This is a genomic window from Nocardia concava NBRC 100430, from assembly GCF_000308815.1.
GTDB classification, from domain to species: Bacteria; Actinomycetota; Actinomycetes; order Mycobacteriales; family Mycobacteriaceae; genus Nocardia; species Nocardia concava.
The window spans coordinates 1-16,868 of the sequence record NZ_BAFX01000031.1; the positions used below are offsets into that span (position 1 = coordinate 1).

Below are 16,868 nucleotides of genomic sequence, written 5' to 3' on the forward strand. Positions count from 1 at the left end.
CTGTGCTCGCCGAGATCAAGTAGCACAAAGCAATTCGCGAAAGGCCGCTCACCTGCGAGGTGGGCGGCCTTTCGCGCTAATGTCGTGACATGGCTGAACCACCCGAAATCCGTATTGGCACCGCCGAGCGCGAGGACGCGATGAAGCGGCTGTCCGATCATTTCGCGGCCGGCCGGCTCAGTGTCGCGGAGTTCGACGAGCGCAGCGGGATCGTGGCGGCCGCGCTGACCCGTGGCGACCTCGACAAGGTGTTCACGGATCTGCCGCTGCCCATCGCCGAGAAGGCCGTTCCGGCGCAACGGGAGTCGCGCTTCGGCTCGCAGTGGCAGGAACGGGCGATGCCGGTGATCACCATCCTGTGCGTGATCATCGGGATCGTCAGTCACCAGTGGTGGGTGTTCCTGCTGATTCCGCTGGCCGGCGCGGCCCTGTTCGGCAGCCGGGACAATTCGCGTCGCCGGAATCGGGGCGATCGGCACGAGGACCGGCGGCAGCGGCGGCTGGATCGCGGATCGGACGACTGATGGAGCCCATCGAGATCAACGCGGGCAGCTGGTACCTGCGGGCACTGCGCGCCGACGAGCGCATCGACGACCGTCCGGCCCTGGCCGACGGCGGCATCACCGATCCGGAGTATGTGGCCCGGCGGACCTCGGAATGGGCGCAGGAGAGCCACTTCTCGTGGGCGGTGTGCGTGCCCACCACCGCCGAGATGGTCGCCGAGATCGGCGTCCGGCCCAACGCTGACGGCACCGCGACCGTGACCGGCTGGGCCCGAACCGGATATGACTCGGCGCTGGCGGACGGCCTGGTGACGGTGCGCCGCTTCACCGCGGGTGCGCTCGGCCTGGAACCGCTCGACGCCTGAAAAAAATCGGTCGTGCCCGCACCCGGTTGTAGGGGACCCTGGAGTCGCATCCGAAACCGACGACCAGGGGAGGCGGTTATGTGGAGCTGGAGTAGACACCAATCGGATCGGGCGACGGCGGCGTCGTTCACCAACTGGCGGGTCCGCGATCCGGAGCCGACAGTGTTCGATCCGGAGTTCAGCGAGACCTCGGACAAGGACGGGTCCGGCACCGATGCCGGGCGCACCCCGCGCGACGGCGGCCTCCGCATCCTCGACCACGACGACGCGATGGCCGAGATCGCGGCTTCGGAGTACGCGCGAATGCAGTTCGCTGAACTGACTCTGGCCGGTGCCCACTGATCTGTGGGCGCAATGAGCAGAGGGGCGGGCCCGAATCCGGGTCCGCCCCTTTCTCGCTGTCAGGGGGTAGTAGCGTGCGAGTTATGGATAGGTCGCCGCTGGATGCTGACTTGCTGGCCCGCAGTGTCACCGAGGTGCCGGGGCTCGCGTTCTTCTCGGCCGTCGAGGTGGTGGAGTCGACGGGTTCGACCAATGCGGATCTGGTTGCGCGGGCGGCGGATTCGAGCGCGGATCGGCTGGTGCTGATCGCGGAGTCGCAGTCGCGGGGCCGCGGGCGGCACGATCGGCAGTGGGTGGGTCCGCCGCGGGCGCAGCTGGCCATGTCGGTGCTGACGCGGGTGCGCGGAATCGCCCCGGAGGTGCTGGGCTGGCTGCCGCTGCTCACCGGCGTCGCGGTGGTGGACGCGGTGCGCGCGGCCACCGGCGTCAAGGCGGTGCTCAAGTGGCCCAATGACGTTCTCGTCGACGGTCGCAAGCTGGCGGGCATTCTCGCCGAGATCGCCGCCACCGGACCGGATCCCGCGGTGGTGGTGGGCGTGGGCCTGAATGTGAGCCTCACCGAGGCGGAACTGCCGGTGCCCCATGCCACTTCGCTGACGCTGTCCGGCGCCGCCGAGCCCGATCGCAGCGCCCTGGTGATCGCGATCCTGCGCGAATTCGCGCACCGGTTCACCACCTGGGAGGCCTCGGGCTGGGACATCGCCGATCTCTCGGCCGCCTACCGCGAGCGCTGCTCGACCATCGGCGCCGAGGTCCGGGCCGAACTTCCCGGCGGCGAGGTGCTCACCGGCCGCGCCACCGGCGTCGACGGGAACGGCCGCCTGCTCATCGGGGACCGCGCGGTCTCCGCGGGCGACGTCACGCACCTGCGCGCCGAATACTGACCGCCGCACCTACTTCGGCGGCTTGGCCGTTTTGGTCGGCTTGTCGGGCTTGTCGTGGCCGCCGTTGCCTTGATCGTCGTTCCCCGGCGTGTCCTGGCGCGGTTGCGGCTCGCCCGGCGGAGTGAGGTTGCCGGGCGTGAGATTGCCCGGAAACGGAATCGGGAAGTTGGTCGGGGCCGCCGAGGCGCTCGGCGGGGCCGGTTGCGGTGCGGTGGTGGTCGGTTGCGGTGCCGCGGTGGACAGTTCCGGCGCCTCGGTGGTCGAGGATCGCGGGGCCGGTGCGGGATTCGCCGGTGCGGTGGTTTCGACCCGGGTGTCGCGGGGCGGCTGGGTGGTCGCGGCGGGCACCGACGAGGCGGGCGGCGGTTGCGGCTGTGAGGTGGTGACCGGCTGCGGTGACGGATGGTGCTCCATACTCCAGACGGCCCAGCCCGATCCGGCTCCGACCAAGACCGCGGCGATGGCGGTCACCAGGGCGAAGCGACGCGGAAAGCGCTGGGGCCGAGCGGTTTCGGCGCGAGTGCGAGCTGCGGACGACGGCGGCACCACCGCGACCTGCGGCGGCTCGGCCTCCGCGCCGACCTCGCGCTCGGCGAAGCCCGGCTGGGGTACGGCCATGATTCTGGTGGGCGGAGGGGCCGCCGGGACCGGGACCGGGGCGGTAGCCGACGCGGTGGCACGGGTGAGGGCGGTGCGGGCGGCCGCCGCGAATTCCCCCGCGGTCGCGAAGCGCTGCGTCGGATCCTTGGCCAGCGCCCGGATGATCGCGGCGTCGAGTTCGGCGGGCAGGCTCGGATCGGTATCGGTCAGATGCGGCGGGTCGACGCTGAGGTGGGCGTGCATCTGGCCGGGCGCGTCCTCGGCGGGGAACGGCCTTCGGCCGGTGAGGGATTCGTAGAGCACACAGCCCAGCGAATAGATGTCCGAGCGCGGTGTGGCCGTGCCGGTGAATCGTTCGGGCGCCATGTAGGCGGGCGTCCCGATGACCAGGCTGGCGCCGGTGATGGTCGACTGCCCGATCTGCTGGGCGGTGCCGAAGTCGATGAGATAGGTGAACCCGCTCGGCATCACAATGATGTTGGAGGGCTTGACATCCCGGTGCAGCAGCCCGCTCCGGTGCGCCTCGTCCAGCGCGGCCGCGGCCTGGGACACGATGTCGACGGCCTCGACGGGCGGCAGCGCTCCGCGGGTGCGCAGTAGTTTGCCCAGGTCGGAGCCGTCCACATAGGCCATATCGATGAAGAGCTGCCCGTCCTCCTCGCCGAAGGTGTGGATGGGCACCACGTGTGGTTCGCGCAGCCGGGCGGCCATGCGCGCCTCGCGTTGGAATCGTCGCCGGTAGACGTCGTCGGCGGCGAGTTCGCGCGCCAGTAGTTTCACCGCCACCGTGCGATCGGTGCGCGTGTCATGGGCCTGCCACACCTGCCCGGTTCCGCCGTTGCCCAGCAGGTTCTCGAGTCGGTAGGGACCGAACCGCCTGTCCCCCATGGGGAGTCCTTTCGTGCCGGGAGTTGTCTTCCCCTGGGCACTACCCCCGAAAGGTCGCAGTGTTCATGCGGGTCGGTGCTGCGGGCTCATCGCGGTCCGCGAGGGTGGTCCGGGTGCTTGCCGCCGGGATCGGGCAGTGGCAGCGGAATCGTGGGAATCGTCCAGGGCAGGGGCGGCAGGGGCGGCACCGTCCACGGTGGCAGGACCGGGGCGGCGGTGTCGGGGACGACCGGCTCCTCGGGCGGCGGGGCTTCGGTCGTCTCCGGCGGCTGCTCGACCGGCTGCGCCGTGGTCGGTGGAACGGATTGCGGGACTTGGGTTCTCGCGTTGACCGTCGTCGGAATCAGCTCCCGCTCGGGCTCGGATTCCGCCGGGCGGCCGGTGAACCACGCCGTGCCGATCACGATGGCGGCCCCCGCGATGAGCAGTCCCGCCGTGGTGAGTGCGCGCCGTGCGGTCCATTGGTGGCGCGGCCGGGCATCCGCGAGCTCCGTCGCCGGGCCCGGGTTGGTCGGCAGCGCAACGGTTCGCGTTTCCGTGCCGGGGGTTCGCGCCGCGCCGGATTCGGAGCGCACGGCCCGCAGTGCGGTCCTGAGCTCGGGAGCGGGGGCGGCGATCACCACGGTCGGCCGGTCGTCGGCCAGCGCCGCACGCGCGGCCGCGGCGAATTCACCCGCGGTGGAATAGCGTTCGCCCGGATTCTTGGCGAGGCCGCGGGCGATCACCGCGTCCAGCGCGGCGGGCACCGCGGGCGCCAGTGTCGAGGGGGGTTCCGGGGTGCGTTCCAGATGGGCGCGCATGAGCTGGGCCGGATTGCGCAGCCGGAAAGGGCGTTCGCCGGTGAGACATTCGTAGAGGACGCAGGCCAGCGAGTAGATGTCGGACCGCGTGGAGACGGTGCCGTCGAAGCGTTCGGGCGCCATGTAGGCGGGGGTGCCGACCAGCATGCCGGCCTGGGTGATGGCGGTCTGCCCGTCCTGCAGGGCGGTGCCGAAGTCGATGAGGTAGGCGATGTCGTCGGGGGCGACGATGATGTTCTGGGGCTTGACGTCCCGGTGGATCAATCCGGCGGCGTGCGCCTCGTCCAGGGCCGTGGCGATCTGGGCGATGAGGTCGACGGCCGCGTCGGGGGCCATCGGGCCCTCCCATTCCAGCAGCGCCTCGATGTCGAGGCCGTCGACGAACTCCGAGTCGATGAACAGCCGTCCCTCGAGCTCACCGTAGGTGTGCACCGCCACCACGTGCGGTCCGTGCAGCAGCGAGGCGGCCCGGGCCTCGCGCTCGAAGCGGCGGCGATATTCGGGATCGGCGGTGAGCACGGGCGCCAGCACCTTGAGCGCGACGGTACGGTCCGCCACGGAGTCGTGCGCACGCCATACTTCCGCCGACCCACCGCTGCCGAGCAGTTCGTCGAGGCGGTATCGGCCCAGGTAGCCATCCCCCAACGGAATTCCTCTCGTCACACTGGGGGACTACCTTAGCGAACCGAAGTTCTTTGAATCGTGCACAACGCATATATCGCCGCGCACGAATCCGCCGTGGAATTCAGACCGTTTGCAGGATGCCGCGCGCGGCCTCCCGGGCCAGCATTCGGTCGCGCTGCTCCTCGAACTTGAGCACGTCCTGCCCGAGCTTTTCCATGTAGGCGGCCAGCTCGTCGCGCGCCTTCTCGCCGCGCGGGCCGAAGTCGTTGCGCTCGAAGATGTTCCAGTTCTTGAGCACCGGGCCGACCACCTCGTCCATGTGCTGGCGCATGTCGTAGATGCCGTGCTTGGCCATCATGACGCCGTTGCGGCGGAAGTTGGGCATACCGTGGCCGGGCATCACGAAGTGGGTGAGCACCTTGGTGATCGCCTCGATGGCCTGGTCGGGCACCAGGTCCAGGCCGGCGCCGCACAGGGTGCGGTAGAAGATCATGTGCAGGTTCTCGTCCGCGGCGATGCGCTGCAGCATGCGGTCGGCGATGGGGTCGTTGCACACCCGGCCGGTATTGCGGTGCGAGACGCGGGTGGCCAGCTCCTGAAATGTCACGTATGCGACGTTCTCCAGGAAACCGCCCCAATCATCCGGGGACTGCGCGCCATTGGTCATGTGAATCATCCGCGCCTCTTCGAGTGCCACCGGATCCACCCCGCGCGTCACCACCAGGTAATCGCGCATGACGATGCCGTGCCGGTTCTCCTCGGCGGTCCAGCGGCCGACCCAGGTGCCCCAGGCGCCTTCCTGTGAGAAGTTCTCGGCGATCTCGCGGTGATAGGAGGGCAGATTGTCCTCGGTGAGCAGATTGGTGATCATCGCGATCTTGGCGACTTCGCTCAGCTTCGATTGCGAGGGATCCCAATCCTCGCCGCCCATGGCGGCGAAATTGCGGCCCTGGTCCCAGGGCACGTAATCGTGGGGGTGCCATTCCTTGGCCATCGACAGATGGCGATTCAAATTCGCCTCGGCGACGGGTTCGAGCTCATGGAGAATCTGATACTGCGTCAACTCGCGGGTCACACACGCCTCCTGGATCATGCACACCGGGTAGAGCCTGAAAGGTCTTGCTCGGGACAAGCGAAGGTCTTGCGCGGTACAACTCGTAAGTAGGGCAACTCGTGAGAGCCGATCGTACCGGCAACCGCACGATTGTGCCTTGGGCCGCAGTTCGACGTGCGGCATTCCGACATCTACGCGCGATAGGGTTTCTCCCATGGGTTATCCCGAGGAGGCGTTGGCGCCCGAAGAGGTGCTGCTGCTGCACCGTCATCCGCATTGGAAGATGTTGTTCTGGCCCGCTGTGACTTTCATCCTGATCACGGCTTTGGCCGGATTCGGCCTTGGGGTGTCGGCGCGCAATACCGAGGGCACCCTCCAGACCGGTTTGCTGCTCGGCATTCTGGCGGTGTGGCTGGGTATCGTGCTGTGGCGCAGTCTCGCTCCGCTGATCCGCTGGAAGTCGACGCATTTCATCGTGACCGATCGCCGGGTGCTGATCCGGCAGGGCGTGCTCACCCACACCGGTATCGACATTCCGATGAACCGGATCTCGAATGTGCAGTTCCGCCATGGCCTGTTCGACCGCATGCTGGGCACCGGCACGCTGATCATCGGCTCGTCGTCGGAGGATCCGCTGGAATACGACGACATTCCGCATGTGCAGAAGGTGCACGCGATGCTCTACCACCAGGTCTTCGATGTGGTGCAGAACAATCCGAACGGCGGCGGGTCATACGGATCCGCGAGCCCGTACCCGTAGTCTTGTTCCGTGACCGCAGTACTGCTGGCCGAAGACGACGAGGCCATCGCCGCGCCGCTGTCGCGGGCGCTGGGCCGTGAGGGCTATTCGGTGACCGTGGAGAGCTATGGCCCCGCCGTGCTGGAGCGGGCCCTCGAAGGCGGTCACGATCTGCTGATTCTGGATCTCGGGCTGCCCGGCATGGACGGCCTCGAGGTGTGCCGCCAGGTGCGGGCGCGCGGCGCCGAACTGGCCGTGCTCATGCTCACCGCGCGCACCGACGAGGTGGATTTCGTGGTCGGCCTGGACGCCGGCGCGGACGACTACGTGGGCAAGCCGTTCCGGCTGGCCGAACTGCTGGCGCGGGTGCGAGCGCTGTTGCGCCGCAGCGGAATCGGCGACGAGGCCGTGGAGGTGGGCGGCATCCGTCTGGAGCCCGCGGCGCGCCGGGTGCTGGTGAACGGCATCGAGGTGAACCTGGCCAACAAGGAGTACGAGCTGCTGAAGGTGCTCATCGATCGGGCCGGGCAGGTGGTCTCGCGCGAGACCATTCTGCGCGAGGTGTGGGGCGACGCGGATCTGCGCGGCTCCAAGACGCTGGATATGCATATGTCGTGGTTGCGCCGCAAGATCGGCGACGAGGGCCCGGTGGCGGAGCGCCGCATCGTGACCGTGCGCGGCGTAGGCTTCCGGTTCAATACCGACTAGCTCCGCCGTTCGAACCGATCCGTTGTTGTGCTCTTCCGCGCTCGTAAATCTTCTGAAGGCCCGGCGAAGCGAGGCATCTCGACGATGAGACGCAGAATCCTGCTGTCCATGGTGGCCGCGTTGACCCTCACCACCCTGGTTCTCGGTGTGCCACTGGCGTTCACGGCCTGGCAGTGGGTGGAGGACATCAACCGCAATGAACTGCGCAACCGGCTCGAACTCATCTCCGAGGAGGTGACGCGGCAGGAGCGCGACGGCGTGGTGCAGGGGGACCTGGACACCCGGGCGGTGCGGCTGCTGATTCCGGCCAACGGGCGGCTGACCGTCATCTATCCGACCGCGGCGGAGTCCAACAAGCGGATCGATGTGGGCGCGGAGACCATCGAGGATCCGCTGGCCGAGTCCTGGTCGATGGGTACGGACGGCTCGTTGCGGCTCGAAGTGCCCTCGGCCCCAATGCATTCCATGCAGCGGCAGGCGCTGGGCGCGGTGCTGGGCCTGGTGCTCATCTCGCTGGGCGCGGGCATCGCGGTGGCGGTGGTGACCGCGCGCCGGGTGGCCGACCCGCTGCGCGATGTGGCGGCCCGCGCGGCCCGGCTGGCCATGGGTGACTTCCGTGCGGATCCGCGCCGCCACGGCATCACCGAACTGGATCGCGTCTCGGACGTATTGGATTCGGCCACAGTGGAAATCGCGGGCCGGCTGCAGCGCGAGCACGCGCTGGTCGCCGACGTCTCGCATCAGTTGCGCAGCCGCCTGACGGCCGTGCGCCTGCGGCTGGACGAGCTGTCGGTGAACGACGATCCGGCGGTCGTGCACGAGGCGGAAGAGGCCATGGCACAGGTGGATCGGCTCACCGACGCCATCGACGAACTGGTGCGCGCCTCCCGCGACGAGGGTGCGGCCGAACGCGATCCGGTGCCGGTGGTCGCCGAATTGCGCAGTGTCGTAGCGGAATGGCGGCATCCGTTCGCCGAGGCCGGGCGCAAACTGGTGCTGCTCGGCGACCCGACTCTCAAAGCGCCCGTGACGGGTTCGCGCCTGCGCGAGGCGCTGGCGGTGCTGGTCGACAATGCCCTCATGCACGGCGGCGGCACCTGCACGGTGTCGGTGCGCACGGTGGCCGGACGCATGGACGACAGCGAGCCGCTGGTGGTCGTCGAGGTCGCGGACGAGGGCGACGGTGTTCGAGATGAGTTGGCCCCGCACATCTTCGACCGCGGTTTCTCGGCGGCCGGGTCCACGGGCGTCGGGTTGGCTCTGGCTCGCGCGTTGATCGAGGCCGATGGTGGCCGTCTCGAATTGCAGCGCCGCCGCCCTGCCTTGTTCGCGGTCTTCCTCGGTTCCTCCGGTGTCGCCTCCCGCCCGATCGCGGTCGGCACCGAGCCGCGCTGATCTTCTATCCGTTCTCTAACTGTTCGTTAGTCGCCGCTGAGAAGTCGCTTCCTACCTTCGGATTCGTCAGAAGGAAGCGACGAGGAATCGTCGACAAGAGAGCAGGAGATGTCATGCAGAAGCGCACCGTCCGCCGCACCGTCACCGCCGGTGTCCTCGGAGCCGCCGCCCTCGGCGTGCTCGCGATTCCCGCGGTCGCCAATGCCGCGACCCCGGATTCGGTTGCCGCGCTGGTGGATACGGGCAGCGCCGGACCGGCCGCCCCGGTCACCCCCGCCGTCCCCGGTGGGCCGGGTGTCCTGGTCACCCAGGATCAGGACGGCAATGTCACCGTGCGCCCGGCCGAGCCCGGCATGCCGATCCCGCCGGGTGCGGTGCCCGCCATCCCGCTGCAGCCGGGTACGCCGGGGCCGGGGCAGCACGTGATCATCCAGCGCGACGATCGCGGCCCGGTGCCCGGCTCGCCCGCCGACACCATCGTGGTGAGCCCGGCTCGCTGAGAACCCTCCTCAGCCTGCGTCAGTATCGTCTGATCTCGTGACGAGTCCCCGGATTCTGATTGTGGACGACGACGTCAGGGTGCTGGCCTCGGTGGCGCGGGGGCTCCGGATGTCCGGTTTCGAGGTCGAGACCGCGGCGGACGGGGCCGCCGCGCTCCGGCATATCGGCACCGATGCCCCGCAGGCCATGGTGCTGGACCTGAACATGCCGAATCTGGATGGCGTCCAGGTGGTCACGGCCCTGCGCTCGCTGGGCAATGACATCCCGATCTGCGTGCTGAGCGCCCGCTCCGAGGTGACCGACCGCATCGACGCCCTGGAGGCCGGGGCCGACGACTACCTCACCAAGCCGTTCGATCTCGGCGAACTGGTCGCCCGCCTGCGCGCCATGCTGCGCCGCGCGCCCACGCCCGCCCATGTCGCCGACGATCGCATCGTGGTCGGTCCGCTGACCGTGCAGCCGGGCGCGCGCCGGGCCGCCATCGACGGCACGCCCCTCGACCTCACCAAACGCGAATTCGATCTGCTCGCGGCGCTGGCCGCCGCGCCCGGCCAGGTCTTCTCCCGGGCCCAGCTGCTGGACCGGGTCTGGGGCTACGACTTCGAGACCCAGACCAAGGTCGTGGACGTGTTCGTCTCCTATCTCCGCCGCAAGATCGAGGACACCGGATGCCCGCGCCTGATCCACACCGTCCGAGGCGTCGGCTTCGTCCTGCGGACCGAGCCGTGAGGCGGTTCCGGATGCCGCGTGCGCGGCGGCCGATGTCGTTGCGGGCGCGGGTCGCGTTCGCGAGTGCGGCGACGGCGGCGGTCGTGGTCGCGGCCATGTCGGTGCTGCTGTTCGTCTTCGCGCCCGCCGATGCGGCGAATCAGACCGGTCGCGTGATCAAGGCGATCGCGCTCAGTCCGGCCGAGCCGCGGTCGACTCCCGCGACGCCCGCACCCGGAACCCCCGCGCTCCCGGCCCTGCCGACAGTGCCGTCACCGGGCGTGATCATCACGCGGGTCGATCCGGGCAGCCCGGATGTGGAGTACTCACGGACCGTGGCGCTGGACGGCAATCCGGTCGCGGTGACGGTCCCCAATGACGTCGTCTCTGATTCGGCCACCCAGCAGCGGATCCGGATCGTGGCCATCGGTCTGACCGGGGTCGCATTGGCGGCCCTGCTGGGCTGGTATTTCGCGCATCGGGCGGTGGTGCCGCTGCGGCGGCTGACCGCGGCCACGGCCGGGCTGGGGGAAGGCGTCGCGCTGGAGACGCCGCGTCACCCGGTGGCCAGTGAGACAACGGAATTGGCCGAGGCCATGAACACCATGCTGGGCCGCATCGCGACCGAGCGGAAACACACCGACGAAGCCCTGGTCACCGCACGGGATTTCGCCGCCACGGCCGCACACGAGCTGCGAACACCGTTGACTTCCATGCGCACCGATCTGCAGGTGCTGCGCTCCATGCCGGTGTCGGAGAGCGAGCGGGCGGAGATCATCGATGAGATCCTCGCCACCCAGAGCGCCCTCGAATCGACCCTGTTCGCCCTGGAACGGCTGGCGGTCGGCGACCTCACCACCGAATCCGATTGGGAGGACATCGATCTGGGCCAGCTCATCGACCAGGTCGTCGATGACGCGCGGCGCATGAATTCCGGTGTGATCTTGATCGCCGAGGAGGTCGAGCCGATTCGCCTGCGCGGTCTGGCCGCGGGCCTGCGCTCGGTGGTGGAGAACGCCGTCACCAATGCGGTCCGCCACGGCGCGGCATCTCGCGTCGAGATCGCGGCGCGGCGATCGGATGATCATGTCGTCCTGACCATCGACGACAACGGGAGCGGCATCCCGGAAGGGGAGCGGGAGCGGGTCTTCGAACGCTTCTACCGGGCGAGCGTGACGCCGGGCAGCGGTCTGGGTCTGGCATTGGTGGCGCAGCAGGCCCGCCTGCACGGCGGCACCGCGGCCATTGGGGAAAGTGCGTCCGGCGGCGTCCGCCTGACCGTCACCCTCAGCTGTGGCCCAGCTGCTCTTCGTTCTCGCTGACCAGGTCTTCGAATTCGTCCTGCAGTTCCTGCATTTCGTCCGGAAAGACCCACTTCTTCATGGCGTAGAAGCGGAATGCCATTTGCAGCAGGTTGCCGATGATGAACGCGCTGAAGAAGTCGGCGATGTTCTCGACGGTGAAACTCACATTGGGCTGGCGCAGGTCGAAGACATAGCTGGAGACCCACAGCGGCAGCGCGGCCAGACCGACGCCGATGCCGCTGACCAGGAAGAACAACAGCGCTTCGTGGTGCTTCTCGCGGCCACCGCGCTTGTCGAAGGTCCATTCCCGGTTGAGGATGTAGGACACGATGACCGCGACGATGCCCGACAGGATGCGGGCGACCGTCGGCTTGGTGTCGAGGATCGTCCATTTCAGGAGATAGAAAATGCCCAGGTCGATGACGAACGTGGTCGCACCGACAATCGCGAACTTCAGCAGTTCGTAATGGCGGTCCGCGAGGGCCCGCAGCGGTGCGGGCAGGCGATTGACCACTTCGTCGACAAATGACACCCCGCGAGTCTACGTCTCCGGCGCGACGGCTGTCGGCCCGGTACAAATAGGGGCAGATACCTGTCATGCGACCCGCCGGTCAGAACCCGATGGGTGTCATGACAACATGGTGCAGCGTGAGCGCCCGTTCCTTCGATTCCTCCGCGATGCCGACCGTCACCATGATCGGCGGTGGCCAGCTCGCGCGCATGACCCATCAGGCGGCCATCGCGCTGGGGCAGCGGCTGCGCGTGCTCGCCGAGCGTCCCGACGATCCGGCCGCCCAGGTGACGCCGGACGTGGTGTTCGGCCATCACGACGATCTGTCCGCGCTGCGCAAGGCCGCGACGGGGTCGCACGCGGTGACCTTCGATCACGAGCATGTGCCGACCGAGCACCTCGAGGCGCTCATCGCCGAGGGCGTGAATGTGCAGCCGCCGCCGTCGGCGCTGATCTTCGCGCAGGACAAGCTGCGCATGCGCCGCAAGCTGGCCGAGCTGGGCGTGCCGATCCCGGCCTACACCGAGGTGACTTCCGTCTCGGATGCCGTGGCCTTCGCCGACGAGCACGGCTGGCCGTTCGTGCTCAAGGCGGTGCGCGGCGGCTACGACGGCCGCGGCGTGTGGATGCCCGCCGATGCCGCCGGGGCCGCGCCGATCATCGAAGATCAGCTGGCGCACGGCGTCTCGCTCATGGCCGAGGCCAAGGTGGATCTGAAGCGTGAGCTGTCGGCCATGGTGGCGCGCTCGCCGTTCGGTCAGGCCGCCGCCTGGCCGGTGGTGGAGACCGTGCAGCGCAACGGTCAGTGCGCGGTGGTCATCGCGCCCGCCCAGAACCTGTCCGAGGCCAAGGCCACCGAGGCCGAGGCGCTCGCGCTGCGGCTGGCCGCCGAACTCGGGGTCACCGGCGCGATGGCGGTGGAGCTGTTCGAGACCCACACCGGCGAACTGCTCGTCAACGAGCTCGCCATGCGCCCGCACAACTCCGGCCACTGGGGCATGGACGGCGCCTGCACCGGCCAGTTCGAACAGCATCTGCGCGCGGTCCTCGACTACCCGCTCGGCAGCACCAAGCCGCTGGCCCCGGTCACCGTCATGGCCAATATCCTGGGCGCCCCGCAGGCCCCCGAGATGTCCATGGACGAACGCCTGCACCACCTTTCGGCCCGGCTCCCCGAGGCCAAGGTGCACCTCTACGGCAAGGGCGAGCGCCCCGATCGCAAGATCGGCCACCTCAATATCCTCGGCGACGACCCCGCCGAGACCCGCGAAAAGGCCGAGCGCGCGGCACATTGGATGTCGCACGCCGTTTGGACCGACGGATGGGATCCGCATCATGACTGAATCTGCCCAGGTCGGCCTCATCATGGGCTCCGACTCCGACTGGCCCACCATGGAAGCCGCCGCCGAGGCCCTGGCCGAATTCGGCATCCGCTTCGAGGTCGGCGTCGTCTCCGCCCACCGCACCCCCCAGCGCATGCTCGACTACGCCAAGAACGCCGCAGACCGCGGCATCAAGGTCATCATCGCGGGTGCGGGCGGCGCCGCCCACCTCCCCGGCATGGTCGCCTCCGCCACCCCGCTCCCCGTCATCGGCGTCCCCGTCCCCCTGAAGTACCTCGACGGCATGGACTCCCTGCTCTCGATCGTCCAGATGCCCGCGGGCGTCCCGGTCGCCACCGTCTCCATCGGCGGCGCCCGCAACGCGGGTCTGCTCGCCGTCCGCATCCTCGCGTCCTCCGATCCCGAACTCCGTTCCCGCATGGAGCGATTCCAGGCGAGCCTCGAGCAGCTGGTCCTCGAGAAGGACGAAGCCCTCCGCACCAAGCTCCTGGGCTAGCGCAATCGCTGGTCATCGGGCCGCTACCGTTGGCGGATGCCCAGTGACCTGCCTGTGCGGCCGCGCGCCGACGCGGATTCGACCGAGCGACGCCTGACCGTGGTGGATCAGGCGCTGCGGTTGTTCGCCGAAAAGGGTTATGAGGCAACGACGGTCGATGAGATCGCGGAGGCGGCGGGGATTTCGCGGCGGACCTTCTTTCGGCAGTTCCGGTCGAAGGAGGATGTGGTTTTCGCCGACCACGAGTCGCAGTTGGCCCAGGCGCGGGCGTTCCTGGATGCGGCGCAAGGGGATCCGTGGGATGCCGTGTGCGAGGCCGTGGCCGAGGTCTTCGAGCGGTTCACGCAGTGGCGGGAGATCGCGGCGCGGCGGTATCGGGTGGTGCGGCAGGTGCCGACGCTGCGGGAGCGGGAGATCGTGACGGTCTTCCGGTACGAGCGGTTGTTCACCGATTACCTGCGTCGGAGGTTGCAGGGGACCTCGGATTTGACGTTGGTGCAGTTCACCGCGGCGGTGACCGCGACGCACAACTATCTGTTGCGGCGGATGGTGCGCGGCGAGTCGCAGGCGAGCCCCGCGGATCTGCGCACGGCGCTGGCGGCGATTCCGCGCGGCGGCCGCGAGAGTGCCGCCGCATCGGAGGAGATGGTGGTCGCGGTGTTCCCCCGTGATCTCTCACCCCGGCAGGTCGCCGATCTTCTCGCGCGTCGGCTCGATACCCTTTAGGCGTCACTCGGCACCTCTCATGACACTCGGTGCCATGCTTGTGTGACGAAATACCCGCACGTGGCCGCGTTATCTCAACGTATACTCGGCTTCGACTGGCACTGAGTGCCGTACCGACGACCAGGAGAGACACCTCATGGCGGGCAACCCCGACTTCAATCTGTTCCAGCTCGAGGACTTCCACCACGAGCTGCGTGAGGCCATTCGCGGCCTGTCCGAGAAGGAAATCGCGCCCTACGCCAAGGACGTCGACGGCAACGCCCGCTTCCCTGAGGAGGCGCTGACCGCCCTCAACGCGGCCGGCTTCAACGCCGTGCACGTGCCGGACGCCTACGGCGGCCAGGGTGCGGACTCGGTCGCCACCTGCATCGTGATCGAAGAGGTCGCCCGCGTCTGCGGTTCCTCCTCGCTCATCCCGGCCGTCAACAAGCTGGGCACCATGGGCCTGATCCTGAAGGGCTCCGAGGAGCTCAAGCAGAAGGTGCTGCCGGACATCGTGAACGGCGAGATGGCCTCCTACGCGCTGTCCGAGCGCGAGGCGGGTTCCGACGCCGGCTCCATGCGCACCCGCGCCCGTCGCGACGGCGACGACTGGGTCATCAACGGCTCCAAGTGCTGGATCACCAACGGCGGCAAGTCCTCCTGGTACACCGTCATGGCGGTCACCGATCCGGAGAAGGGCGCCAACGGCATCTCCGCGTTCATGGTGCACAAGGACGACGAGGGCTTCGTGGTCGGTCCGCTCGAGCACAAGCTCGGCATCAAGGGCTCTCCGACCGCGGAACTGTACTTCGAGAACTGCCGCGTCCCCGCGGACCGCATGATCGGCGCCGAGGGCACCGGCTTCAAGACCGCCCTCGAGACCCTCGACCACACCCGCCCGACCATCGGCGCGCAGGCCGTCGGCATCGCCCAGGGCGCCCTGGACGCCGCGATCGCCTACACCAAGGACCGCAAGCAGTTCGGCAAGACCATCGCGTCCTTCCAGAACACCGAGTTCATGCTGGCTGACATGGCCATGAAGATCGAGGCCGCCCGCCTCATGGTCTACACCTCCGCGGCTCGCGCCGAGCGCGGCGAGAAGAACCTCGGCTTCATCTCCGCCGCCGCCAAGTGCTTCGCCTCGGATGTGGCCATGGAAGTCACCACCAACGCCGTCCAGCTCTTCGGCGGCGCCGGCTACACCACCGACTTCCCCGTCGAGCGCATGATGCGCGACGCCAAGATCACCCAGATCTACGAGGGCACCAACCAGATCCAGCGCGTCGTCATGTCCCGCCAGATCCTCCGCTGATCCTTTCGGCGAATTCGTAAGTCCCGGAGGCGGTTCCGAGTTTCGACTCGGGCCGCCTCCGCTCGTCTGCGGGGGTGTCGTGTCAAGGCGTCTTGCGGGCGGTAGCCGCAATGTGTGGTGCGTCACACTGAAATGGTTATTATTAACAGCTAACTGAGGGCCTCGTGCGGCTGCCCCCGAAGGGGCCCGGGGCTCGCTGCTGCCGTGCCCGCCAAGATCATTCGGAGTGGGCCGGTGCAGGCCGCGTGCCGCGCGGGGTCGACTCGCCTTCGTGGGCGCGCCGAAATCTGTTCGGTAACTGCAGAATTGCCCGAGCGGATGGTTCGCCGTCGATGTGCGGTGCGGGGGTTCGCCGGGATGTTTATTTACGGCTTCCTCAGGTAAAGCACGGGTTTGAGGTCTGTTCGGGTGGGGATGCCGGGGGCACTATGGAGCCATGGCCGGAGTCGAAATCAACGACACCTTCGTCCGGCGCACGTTGGCTGACGGACGGGTGGAAGAGGTCGCGTGGACGGAACTGGCAGAGGTGCGGATCATTACGGCGGCGGACGGGCCGTTCGCCGGGGATGTGTTCTTCGTGTTGATCGGGGCGACGGGTAAGGGTTGCGTGGTCCCGTATTCGGCGGCCGACACCGCGTTCCTGGCGAAGCTGCAGTCGCTGCCGGGGTTCGACGACGTGAAGGTGAGCGAGGCGATGGTGGGCAGCGCCGACCGGCATTTCCGGGTCTGGCAGCGCCACCACGCGCCGCGCGCGAATTAACCCACCAGGTCGGCGTATTCGGGGTGCTCGCCGATGTACTTCTCGACGTACCAGCAGGTGGGGATGATCGAGAAGCCTTCGGTGCGCGCGTCGTTCAACGCGAACTCGACGACCTGCGCGGCCACGCCGCGGCCCCGGAACTCGGGAAACGTGAGGGTGTGCTGGATGTCGCGGATCTTGCGGTCGCCGTCGACCTGCTCCGCGTAGTCGGCGTAGCCTGCGAGGGTGCCATCGAGGTAGATCTCGTAGCGGGTCGCGTCGGCATTGTGTTCCAGCTTCGTGCTCATGACGTGTTCGAACTCCCTTGTGCTGCGGATTGTTCC

20 protein-coding genes are annotated in these 16,868 nt (G+C 68.4%); 15 read left to right on the top strand and 5 right to left on the bottom strand.

Annotation, left to right across the window (positions count from 1 at the left end; genetic code table 11):
* Nucleotides 1-89 precede the first annotated feature (89 nt).
* The 4 genes from ON43_RS07150 (at nucleotide 90) to ON43_RS07165 (ending at nucleotide 2,094) form a co-directional block, all read left to right on the top strand.
* Entirely contained in the window at nucleotides 90-524 is a 435-nt protein-coding gene (locus ON43_RS07150) for a DUF1707 SHOCT-like domain-containing protein (RefSeq protein ID WP_040805071.1), read from the top strand.
* Complete coding sequence (locus tag ON43_RS07155) at nucleotides 524-868, top strand: hypothetical protein (protein WP_040805072.1); 345 nt, start codon at nucleotides 524-526, stop codon at nucleotides 866-868. The genes ON43_RS07150 and ON43_RS07155 overlap by 1 nt, the downstream gene beginning before the upstream one ends.
* A 78-nt stretch (nucleotides 869-946) precedes the next feature.
* A complete protein-coding gene (locus tag ON43_RS07160; protein ID WP_040805073.1) occupies nucleotides 947-1,210 on the top strand; it encodes a hypothetical protein in 264 nt (87 codons plus the stop codon).
* 83 nt (nucleotides 1,211-1,293) lie between these two features.
* Nucleotides 1,294-2,094 carry a biotin--[acetyl-CoA-carboxylase] ligase gene (locus ON43_RS07165; protein ID WP_040805076.1) on the top strand — a complete coding sequence of 267 codons (801 nt, stop codon included), beginning with the start codon at nucleotides 1,294-1,296 and terminating at the stop codon, nucleotides 2,092-2,094.
* 9 nt (nucleotides 2,095-2,103) lie between these two features.
* Here the strand turns inward: ON43_RS07165 and ON43_RS07170 are convergent, their stop codons facing one another.
* The 3 genes from ON43_RS07170 to ON43_RS07180 all read right to left on the bottom strand — a co-directional run bounded on the left by ON43_RS07170 (nucleotide 2,104) and on the right by ON43_RS07180 (nucleotide 6,081).
* Complete coding sequence (locus ON43_RS07170) at nucleotides 2,104-3,582, bottom strand: serine/threonine-protein kinase (RefSeq protein ID WP_051178079.1); 1,479 nt, start codon at nucleotides 3,580-3,582, stop codon at nucleotides 2,104-2,106.
* Between the two features lie 86 nt (nucleotides 3,583-3,668).
* Entirely contained in the window at nucleotides 3,669-5,045 is a 1,377-nt protein-coding gene (locus ON43_RS07175) for a serine/threonine-protein kinase (RefSeq protein WP_083913212.1), read from the bottom strand.
* An 82-nt stretch (nucleotides 5,046-5,127) separates the two neighbouring features.
* Nucleotides 5,128-6,081: an acyl-ACP desaturase gene (locus tag ON43_RS07180; protein WP_040805143.1), complete on the bottom strand. Its 954-nt coding sequence runs from the start codon at nucleotides 6,079-6,081 to the stop codon at nucleotides 5,128-5,130.
* A gap of 193 nt (nucleotides 6,082-6,274) precedes the next feature.
* Between ON43_RS07180 and ON43_RS07185 the strand changes: the two genes are divergently transcribed.
* From ON43_RS07185 to ON43_RS07210, 6 genes are all read left to right on the top strand, one after another.
* Nucleotides 6,275-6,820, top strand: a complete 546-nt coding sequence (locus tag ON43_RS07185) for a PH domain-containing protein (protein ID WP_040805079.1) — start codon at nucleotides 6,275-6,277, stop codon at nucleotides 6,818-6,820.
* A gap of 9 nt (nucleotides 6,821-6,829) precedes the next feature.
* Nucleotides 6,830-7,507: a response regulator transcription factor gene (locus tag ON43_RS07190; RefSeq protein WP_040805082.1), complete on the top strand. Its 678-nt coding sequence runs from the start codon at nucleotides 6,830-6,832 to the stop codon at nucleotides 7,505-7,507.
* Between the two features lie 84 nt (nucleotides 7,508-7,591).
* Nucleotides 7,592-8,902 (top strand): sensor histidine kinase, encoded by a 1,311-nt coding sequence (locus ON43_RS07195; RefSeq protein WP_040805084.1) that lies wholly within the window; start codon nucleotides 7,592-7,594, stop codon nucleotides 8,900-8,902.
* A 113-nt stretch (nucleotides 8,903-9,015) separates the two neighbouring features.
* Complete coding sequence (locus ON43_RS07200) at nucleotides 9,016-9,402, top strand: hypothetical protein (RefSeq protein ID WP_040805086.1); 387 nt, start codon at nucleotides 9,016-9,018, stop codon at nucleotides 9,400-9,402.
* Nucleotides 9,403-9,439: 37 nt separating this feature from the next.
* Nucleotides 9,440-10,132 (top strand): response regulator transcription factor, encoded by a 693-nt coding sequence (locus ON43_RS07205; RefSeq protein WP_040805089.1) that lies wholly within the window; start codon nucleotides 9,440-9,442, stop codon nucleotides 10,130-10,132.
* A gap of 11 nt (nucleotides 10,133-10,143) precedes the next feature.
* The gene (locus ON43_RS07210) at nucleotides 10,144-11,433 is read left to right on the top strand and encodes a sensor histidine kinase (RefSeq protein ID WP_040805090.1); all 1,290 of its coding nucleotides are present in this window, start codon (nucleotides 10,144-10,146) and stop codon (nucleotides 11,431-11,433) included.
* Here the strand turns inward: ON43_RS07210 and ON43_RS07215 are convergent.
* Nucleotides 11,399-11,947: a GtrA family protein gene (locus tag ON43_RS07215; protein ID WP_040805092.1), complete on the bottom strand. Its 549-nt coding sequence runs from the start codon at nucleotides 11,945-11,947 to the stop codon at nucleotides 11,399-11,401. The two genes, ON43_RS07210 and ON43_RS07215, sit on opposite strands and share 35 nt — an antisense overlap.
* Nucleotides 11,948-12,063: 116 nt before the next feature.
* Here ON43_RS07215 and ON43_RS07220 point away from each other — a divergent pair, with 116 nt between their 5' ends.
* From ON43_RS07220 to ON43_RS07240, 5 genes are all read left to right on the top strand, one after another.
* A complete protein-coding gene (locus ON43_RS07220) occupies nucleotides 12,064-13,269 on the top strand; it encodes a 5-(carboxyamino)imidazole ribonucleotide synthase (protein WP_040805095.1) in 1,206 nt (401 codons plus the stop codon).
* Entirely contained in the window at nucleotides 13,262-13,765 is a 504-nt protein-coding gene (purE, locus tag ON43_RS07225; RefSeq protein WP_040805096.1) for a 5-(carboxyamino)imidazole ribonucleotide mutase, read from the top strand. Before ON43_RS07220 ends, purE begins: the two co-directional genes overlap by 8 nt.
* 36 nt (nucleotides 13,766-13,801) lie before the next feature.
* Complete coding sequence (locus ON43_RS07230) at nucleotides 13,802-14,491, top strand: TetR family transcriptional regulator (RefSeq protein WP_051178085.1); 690 nt, start codon at nucleotides 13,802-13,804, stop codon at nucleotides 14,489-14,491.
* Nucleotides 14,492-14,627: 136 nt separating this feature from the next.
* Nucleotides 14,628-15,785: an acyl-CoA dehydrogenase gene (locus ON43_RS07235; RefSeq protein WP_040805097.1), complete on the top strand. Its 1,158-nt coding sequence runs from the start codon at nucleotides 14,628-14,630 to the stop codon at nucleotides 15,783-15,785.
* Nucleotides 15,786-16,221: 436 nt separating this feature from the next.
* A complete protein-coding gene (locus ON43_RS07240) occupies nucleotides 16,222-16,545 on the top strand; it encodes a hypothetical protein (RefSeq protein ID WP_040805098.1) in 324 nt (107 codons plus the stop codon).
* Here the strand turns inward: ON43_RS07240 and ON43_RS07245 are convergent.
* On the bottom strand, nucleotides 16,542-16,832 hold the full coding sequence (locus ON43_RS07245) for a GNAT family N-acetyltransferase (protein ID WP_040805099.1): 291 nt from the start codon (nucleotides 16,830-16,832) through the stop codon (nucleotides 16,542-16,544). The two genes, ON43_RS07240 and ON43_RS07245, sit on opposite strands and share 4 nt — an antisense overlap.
* Nucleotides 16,833-16,868: the final 36 nt, after the last annotated feature.

Coding starts and splice junctions, on each gene's coding strand:
- ON43_RS07150 (WP_040805071.1), top strand. CDS start 90: ATGGCTGAACCACCCGAAATCCGTATTGGCACCGCCGAGCGCGAGGAC.
- ON43_RS07155 (WP_040805072.1), top strand. CDS start 524: ATGGAGCCCATCGAGATCAACGCGGGCAGCTGGTACCTGCGGGCACTG.
- ON43_RS07160 (WP_040805073.1), top strand. CDS start 947: ATGTGGAGCTGGAGTAGACACCAATCGGATCGGGCGACGGCGGCGTCG.
- ON43_RS07165 (WP_040805076.1), top strand. CDS start 1,294: ATGGATAGGTCGCCGCTGGATGCTGACTTGCTGGCCCGCAGTGTCACC.
- ON43_RS07170 (WP_051178079.1), bottom strand. CDS start 3,582: ATGGGGGACAGGCGGTTCGGTCCCTACCGACTCGAGAACCTGCTGGGC.
- ON43_RS07185 (WP_040805079.1), top strand. CDS start 6,275: ATGGGTTATCCCGAGGAGGCGTTGGCGCCCGAAGAGGTGCTGCTGCTG.
- ON43_RS07195 (WP_040805084.1), top strand. CDS start 7,592: ATGAGACGCAGAATCCTGCTGTCCATGGTGGCCGCGTTGACCCTCACC.
- ON43_RS07200 (WP_040805086.1), top strand. CDS start 9,016: ATGCAGAAGCGCACCGTCCGCCGCACCGTCACCGCCGGTGTCCTCGGA.
- ON43_RS07210 (WP_040805090.1), top strand. CDS start 10,144: ATGCCGCGTGCGCGGCGGCCGATGTCGTTGCGGGCGCGGGTCGCGTTC.
- purE (WP_040805096.1), top strand. CDS start 13,262: ATGACTGAATCTGCCCAGGTCGGCCTCATCATGGGCTCCGACTCCGAC.
- ON43_RS07230 (WP_051178085.1), top strand. CDS start 13,802: ATGCCCAGTGACCTGCCTGTGCGGCCGCGCGCCGACGCGGATTCGACC.
- ON43_RS07235 (WP_040805097.1), top strand. CDS start 14,628: ATGGCGGGCAACCCCGACTTCAATCTGTTCCAGCTCGAGGACTTCCAC.
- ON43_RS07240 (WP_040805098.1), top strand. CDS start 16,222: ATGGCCGGAGTCGAAATCAACGACACCTTCGTCCGGCGCACGTTGGCT.
- ON43_RS07245 (WP_040805099.1), bottom strand. CDS start 16,832: ATGAGCACGAAGCTGGAACACAATGCCGACGCGACCCGCTACGAGATC.